Origin of the sequence: Chryseobacterium antibioticum (assembly GCF_012927325.1) — a bacterium.
GTDB lineage: Bacteria > Bacteroidota > Bacteroidia > Flavobacteriales > Weeksellaceae > Chryseobacterium > Chryseobacterium antibioticum.
The window spans coordinates 75,270-81,392 of sequence record NZ_JABBGI010000021.1 but is presented as its reverse complement, the minus strand read 5'-3'; the positions used below and the strand labels follow the sequence as shown (position 1 = coordinate 81,392).

Annotated in this window: 7 protein-coding genes; 5 read left to right on the top strand and 2 right to left on the bottom strand. The window is 35.5% G+C overall.

Annotated features, from left to right (window positions below; translation table 11 throughout):
• The first annotated feature begins 958 nt into the window (after positions 1–958).
• The 3 genes from HHL23_RS16220 to HHL23_RS16210 all read left to right on the top strand — a co-directional run bounded on the left by HHL23_RS16220 (position 959) and on the right by HHL23_RS16210 (position 2,595).
• A complete protein-coding gene (locus tag HHL23_RS16220; protein WP_228464805.1) occupies positions 959–1,498 on the top strand; it encodes an endonuclease in 540 nt (179 codons plus the stop codon).
• A 71-nt stretch (positions 1,499–1,569) separates the two neighbouring features.
• Complete coding sequence (locus HHL23_RS16215) at positions 1,570–2,193, top strand: class I SAM-dependent methyltransferase (protein WP_169235832.1); 624 nt, start codon at positions 1,570–1,572, stop codon at positions 2,191–2,193.
• Positions 2,194–2,196: 3 nt separating this feature from the next.
• A complete protein-coding gene (locus tag HHL23_RS16210; protein ID WP_169235831.1) occupies positions 2,197–2,595 on the top strand; it encodes a YybH family protein in 399 nt (132 codons plus the stop codon).
• 36 nt (positions 2,596–2,631) lie between these two features.
• Here HHL23_RS16210 and HHL23_RS16205 read toward each other — a convergent pair whose 3' ends face one another.
• Together HHL23_RS16205 and HHL23_RS16200 are read right to left on the bottom strand one after the other, a co-directional pair.
• On the bottom strand, positions 2,632–3,357 hold the full coding sequence (locus HHL23_RS16205) for a LytR/AlgR family response regulator transcription factor (protein WP_169235830.1): 726 nt from the start codon (positions 3,355–3,357) through the stop codon (positions 2,632–2,634).
• Entirely contained in the window at positions 3,354–4,430 is a 1,077-nt protein-coding gene (locus HHL23_RS16200) for a sensor histidine kinase (protein WP_169235829.1), read from the bottom strand. Before HHL23_RS16200 ends, HHL23_RS16205 begins: the two co-directional genes overlap by 4 nt.
• A gap of 193 nt (positions 4,431–4,623) precedes the next feature.
• On the opposite strand from HHL23_RS16200, the gene HHL23_RS16195 reads away from it, so the two are divergent.
• Entirely contained in the window at positions 4,624–5,058 is a 435-nt protein-coding gene (locus HHL23_RS16195; protein ID WP_228464803.1) for a hypothetical protein, read from the top strand.
• A 3-nt stretch (positions 5,059–5,061) separates the two neighbouring features.
• Entirely contained in the window at positions 5,062–6,033 is a 972-nt protein-coding gene (locus tag HHL23_RS16190; protein WP_169235828.1) for a DUF6268 family outer membrane beta-barrel protein, read from the top strand.
• Positions 6,034–6,123: the final 90 nt, after the last annotated feature.

Genomic DNA, 6,123 nt, shown 5'->3' with positions numbered 1-6,123 from the left:
TTCGGGGAGAAATTCTAAAACCTGCTTAAGGGAGAATTTGTGATCTTTGAAAACGGGCATAAATAATTGATTATCAACTGCTAATATACAAAATAAAAAACAGAAAAACAAATTAATTGTTTGATAACCAGCAATATAAGTATGCTTTTCCGTACGCCAAAAAACAAAAAAGTCGGAAGAAAAATTCTTCCGACCATGACTACCGCCAAGGCGGCTTTTTATTAAATTTTTAAGAAAAATATGTTAAAAATTAACAATAAAAGAAAGATCTACCATTGGCTTTTATTCTACTCCATTGGTTTTGTCGTAGGGTTATTACTGTGTATTGCCACATTTTTTTTACCAATAAATAAACTGTATTTATTTATTCTGCGATTAATAATACTATCATTTAACATCCTCATGTTGATTTTTTTGGTTACAATCAGATGTGTAGAGATAGAAAATTCTGGTGAAGTGCTTACGATTAAAGAATATTTCCCTCCAATAGGGACAATAATATTATCCAAACTTTACCGCCAGATAGAAATCCCTTTAAATCAAATACAATCCGTTGAACTCAAACAAAAAACATTATATATTTTTATCAAAAGAAACCACACAGAAAAGAACAGAAAAATAGTTTTTCTATTACAATATATCAATAGAAAATATTTACAAATAATACATAAATCTCTGCTTACCTCCTTATGATTTTTTATGTAAAAACCTCTTTCAATTTTGTCTATGGAATAGTATTTGAGTTTTTCTTGAAAACAAAACAATGCCAGAAGGTCCAACTATCTTGTTAATGAAAGAAGATCTGCAAAAATTTGCAGGTAAAAAAGTGATTGATGTATTTGGGGATGCCAACTTTGAAAAGTAACCTCTGAAAGGTCAAATTTTAAGAGAAATCCGGACTTTTGGGAAACAGACTTATCTTGTTTTTGATGAATCAGCAGTCCGTATTCATTTATTGATGTTCGGATCTTATAGTGTTGATGAACAGACAAAGCCTGATAAAAGCTTACGTTTATCCCTTTTCTTCCAAACAGGAAGTCTGTACTTTTACACCTGTTCTGTAAAATCTGTGGATCTGGAATTTTTATCCACCATCGATTGGGAAGCTGACATTATGAGTGAGATCTGGGATCCCAAAAAAGCAGAAAAGAAACTGAAATCCAAATCTGAGATGATGGTCTGTGACGCCTTGATGAATCAGGACATTTTCTCGGGTGTAGGGAATATTATTAAGAATGAAGTTCTGTTCAGAATTGGGGTACAGCCTGAAAGTTTAATAGGGAATCTGCCAGCGAAAAAACTCAGGGAACTGATCGCTGAGGCGAGAAATTACAGTTTCGATTTTTTGGACTGGAAACGTGAATTTGTTTTAAAGAAAAAGTGGCTCGTTCATACCAAAACCATTTGCCCGAAATGTTGTGAAAAACTGGTAAAAAAGCAGACCGGACTTGGAAAAAGACGGAGTTTTTACTGTGAAAAAGACCAGAAGCTGTATTAAGATAAATATTTGAATGCAAATCAATATTAAGATTCATGAAATGCGTAAATTTGGTTTAAACAATTTACGAAATGACCGATACCTGGCTAGACCGATGGAATGAAAGATACAGCAGTGATGAATTTGCATACGGCATAGAACCCAACAATTATTTAAAAGAACAACTTGAAAAGCTCAATCCCGGAAACATACTTTTTCCTGCAGAAGGTGAAGGCCGAAACGCTGTTTTCGCCGCAAAGCTTGGCTGGAAGGTTTCCGCTTTTGACATCAGTGAAGAAGGGAAAAACAAAGCCTTGCAGCTTGCCCAAAATAATGATGTAAAAATTGATTATCAGGTGGGCGAACTGGAAACATTGGATTTCCATACAGAACAGTTTGATGTGATTGCTCTTATTTACGCTCACTTCCCTGCCGACATTAAATCTTCCCTGCATACAGTTCTGGACCAATATCTGCGTAAGGGAGGTTTGATTATTTTTGAAGCCTTCAGTAAAAATCATCTTGAGTATGTGTTGAAAAACGAAAAAGTGGGCGGCCCGAAAGATATCGGATCATTATTTTCAATCGATGAGATCAAAGCTGATTTCCCGAATTATGAAGTTATTGAACTGGAAGAGAAAGAAATTGAACTGAATGAAGGTGTATTTCATAATGGAACCGGATCAGTGATAAGATTTACAGGACGAAAAATATAAAAAATGCCAGAAAACTTTGATAGAACCAACCCCGCAGAAGCCGTAAAATATTTCAGACACTGTATATTGACAGGTGATTTGAATGGGGCATTAAGCTGTTTTGATAAAGACGGAGTATATATTGAACGGGACGGAATTGAAATAAAGGGACTGGACAACATAAAAAGACCACTGGAACATTTATGTACATGGAAACCCGATATTAAGGGAAACAAACAAAAACTGACCATAGTCGGAGATCTTGCCGTATGGGTAGACAAATGGACCTTAAAGGGCTCCTCACCCGATGGAAATCTTATTGAAATGAACGGAGCCACAACCTGTATGATGAAGAAAAATGAAGAAGGAATCTGGCTCTGGCTGGTAGACAATCCTTTTGCCGGCCAGGTTTTCGAAGATTAAATAAGACAAATAAAAAAAGGCGGAATTATTAATGATTTAAGATTCAGGATTTAATGATCCGCCTGAATATCTGATGAAAAAAGCAGGTTTATACACTTCTCCCAAAGGAATTTCCGAGTCATTGATGTAAATACTATGGTTATCGAATGAATCAATATAATCTATATTGACGACATACGATTTACTTACCCGCACAAAAGACTCTGATGGAATTTTCTGATGTATGGTTTTTAAATTCATTGCAGTAATCAGCTTTTGATGCCGGGTATGAATAACCACATAGTCTTTCAAACCTTCAATAAATTTAATATCCGTAAAATTGATTTTGTAGTATCTCCTGTCTGCTTTTATAAACAAAAAATCTTTTGTATTGGATTCTATTGTATTTTTTACGGTATCCTTAGACAGCAGCTCTTTATAGAGAACCGCTTTACTGATAGCCTTTTCTAACCGTTGTTTTTCAATGGGTTTCAATAAATAATCTATTGCATCGAGATCATAACTTTTCAAAGCATACTGCGAATAGGCTGTTGTAAAAATGATCAGGCTCTGCCCCGGCAGCATTTCTGCGAATTCCAGTCCTGTTACCATCGGCATTTCAATATCCAGGAAAATAAGATCTACGTCGTTGATTTTCAGAAAATCAAGGGCGGAAGGGGCATTGGAGAACTCTCCAAGGATTTCGGTCTTTGAAATTTCCTGGATCAGCGAACGCATTTCTGCTCTTGCTAACGGTTCATCATCTACGATTATACAATTCATACAGGAATTTTTAAATTGACGGTGTATTCTTTTTCTCCGGAAGTGATATTCAGTTCGAACGCTTTACCGTACAGGAGTTCAAGTCTTCTTTTAATATTAGCCAGCCCCAGTCCTCCGTATTTGCTATTGGATACTGCCAAACTCGGGTTCATAGAATTGGTACAGGTAAAATAAAGCATTTTATTATCAACCTCAATATCAATTTTCACATAGGATTCTGTACTGCTGATATCTACACTGTGTTTTACGGCATTTTCAACAAAGGTGGTAAATAAATTCGGAGGAATAAAAGTGCTTTTTACATTTCTGTCCCCCGTTTCTGCATGGATATCAAAAGAAAAATTATCCCGCCTTATCTTTTCAAGGTTCAGAAAATTAGACAGAAAATCTATTTCCAAAACAAGCAACGTTTTCTCCTCGCCGTTCTCATACAGCTGGTACCTTAAAAATTCTGAAAGCTTAACAATAACAGCGGAGGCTTTCTCCGGATCTGTTCTGGTCAATGCTTTGACATTATTCAGCATATTAAAAAGAAAATGCGGATTGATCTGGTTCCGGAGTTCATTCAGTTCCATCTGTAAAGTAAGATTGTTCAGTTCTGTAATTCTTTTGGAATCATTGATCCATTTCTGCAACAGTTTCACTGTGGTTGTAGTCAGGATAATGGGCACACACATCAAAACACCTTCATAAATACTTCCCCTATTCCCTTCTTTTCTGATATTTTCCACTCTGAAATCTTCAAAAAATAATCTAAGACTAAATCCTATTATATTAAGGCCCACAACTCCCATCATGACAAGCAAGACTAAGTACGTTATATATCTTGTTTTAAAGAAAAACCTGGGTACCAGAACGTAGATATTAATATATACCATGGTAATGAGTACGGTATATACAAATAGCAGAACATAATATTGATGAATTCCTGAATACCAGTGCCAGAACCTCGCACTGTACAAAAGGGAGAAAAAGAAAATCAGAAACAGCACATGTCTGCACACCCGGAACCGATCCTCTACCAGAAAATCAATCACAAGTGTTTCCTTAAATTTTTCTGTACCGTATTTCATAGGGTCCTGCAGATTTTAATGCAGAACAAAAATAGAGAATAACGTAAAGAATACCTATAATATTATACAAACCCTGTATTTTTTTATACCAATTGTCAAGTACTCCGGTTTCGTATAAAATAGAAGCGGTTTGGTATAAAAACAAATTCGTGTGGCGTTTTTCTCTTTTTCTTTGCCCTGTTCAATTTTTTTTATGCTTATGGAATTAGCCGTTTTTCAGGAACTTACCGAAGAAATCGCCTTAGAATGTTTTTATATGACAGAATCGCAGCAAGAAGAGAAAGTAATACAACTGATCGACCTGCACCATTTTGTGGAATGCTATGATCCGAAAATTAAAATTTTAAGTTATATCCACCATCCTATTAATATTATAGAGGAAGATGGTATTAAAAAAGGAATTTTATTTTACGATGTGAAACACTCTACCCCATTTGACTGGAATGTTTTTGAAGAGTTTAAAAGAAGGCATCAGCTTAAAGAAATCTGGTTTGTCTTCGTAGAGGAAGATCCGATTTCTGATACTAACCGCCATGTTGATTTTATAACCGAGAACAGTATAGAGATATTTTATGACAAAATATTCATATTCCATTTTTTTCAATCTGCCATCAAATCCCTAAAATAAACCATGAAAACACTGAAAAGAGCTCTTATCCCCTTTGCCTTGTTCCCATTAAAGAATATTGCCTATTCCCAAAAAAGAGACAGCATTCCGCTGAAGGTAAGGGCTTATTTTGCAGACAAATTTCCGCAAAGCCGGGACCTTAATATTGAATTCAGCCAGACAGCTCCTTTCCGGTTTTCATCAAAACTTGACGGGAATGATTTGCCTGACAATAAAATGAAAAGCTTCCAGCAGCTAAAAGCCAGCGCCAACATCTATTTTGTAAAAAAGAAAAACTGGCTGCTCAGTACTTCTTTGAATTACCGTTATACAGCATTCAATACCGAAGAATCAATTATCGCAGAAACAGGCCTGCGGAATGGCTTTCATTATCATTCTGAAGCTGTTAATTTCAGTTATTTTTCGAAACTGTTCAATAAAACAGCAATTTATACGGCCAACGCTTCAGTGGACGGAAGTGATCAGCATTTTGAAAGAATCAGAGGAATGATAACTGCTTCCGTAATTTTAAAAGCAACTCCAAAAACAAAAATGATGATCGGTCTTGCCGGTTTTATTGATCCAAGTTCACAGATCCCGATCCTACCGATCTTCACCTATGAAAACAAATTCAACAACGGTTGGATACTTGATATTTTGCTTCCTAAAAAACTGTTGGTTAGAAAGGATATTTTTGCCAACGGCAGAATTTCTCTTGGAACAGAAATGGATAATACCACTTTTTATACGTACAGAAATAACAGGACGTATGAATTCCGCCAGCTGGAAATCAATTCCGGGGCTATCTATGAACACAATCTTGGGAATAATTTTATAGGAACTTTAAAAACCGGGATCAGAGCGGTTCCGCGCGCTAGAGTGTTTGATAAGGAGCAATCTTTTAAAGATTATATTTTTGAAGCCAGCTATAAACCTTCATTCTATGTCAATGTCGGAATATCTTATAATCCTTTTGGAAAGCCTAGAGCAAAATAATTTCAACCTTCTGGAAGTTCTTAAGGGACTTTGGAAAAAATAAAACCATTAAGAAAAAAATAAGTATTTAAAATTTTAATAATTTGGCTA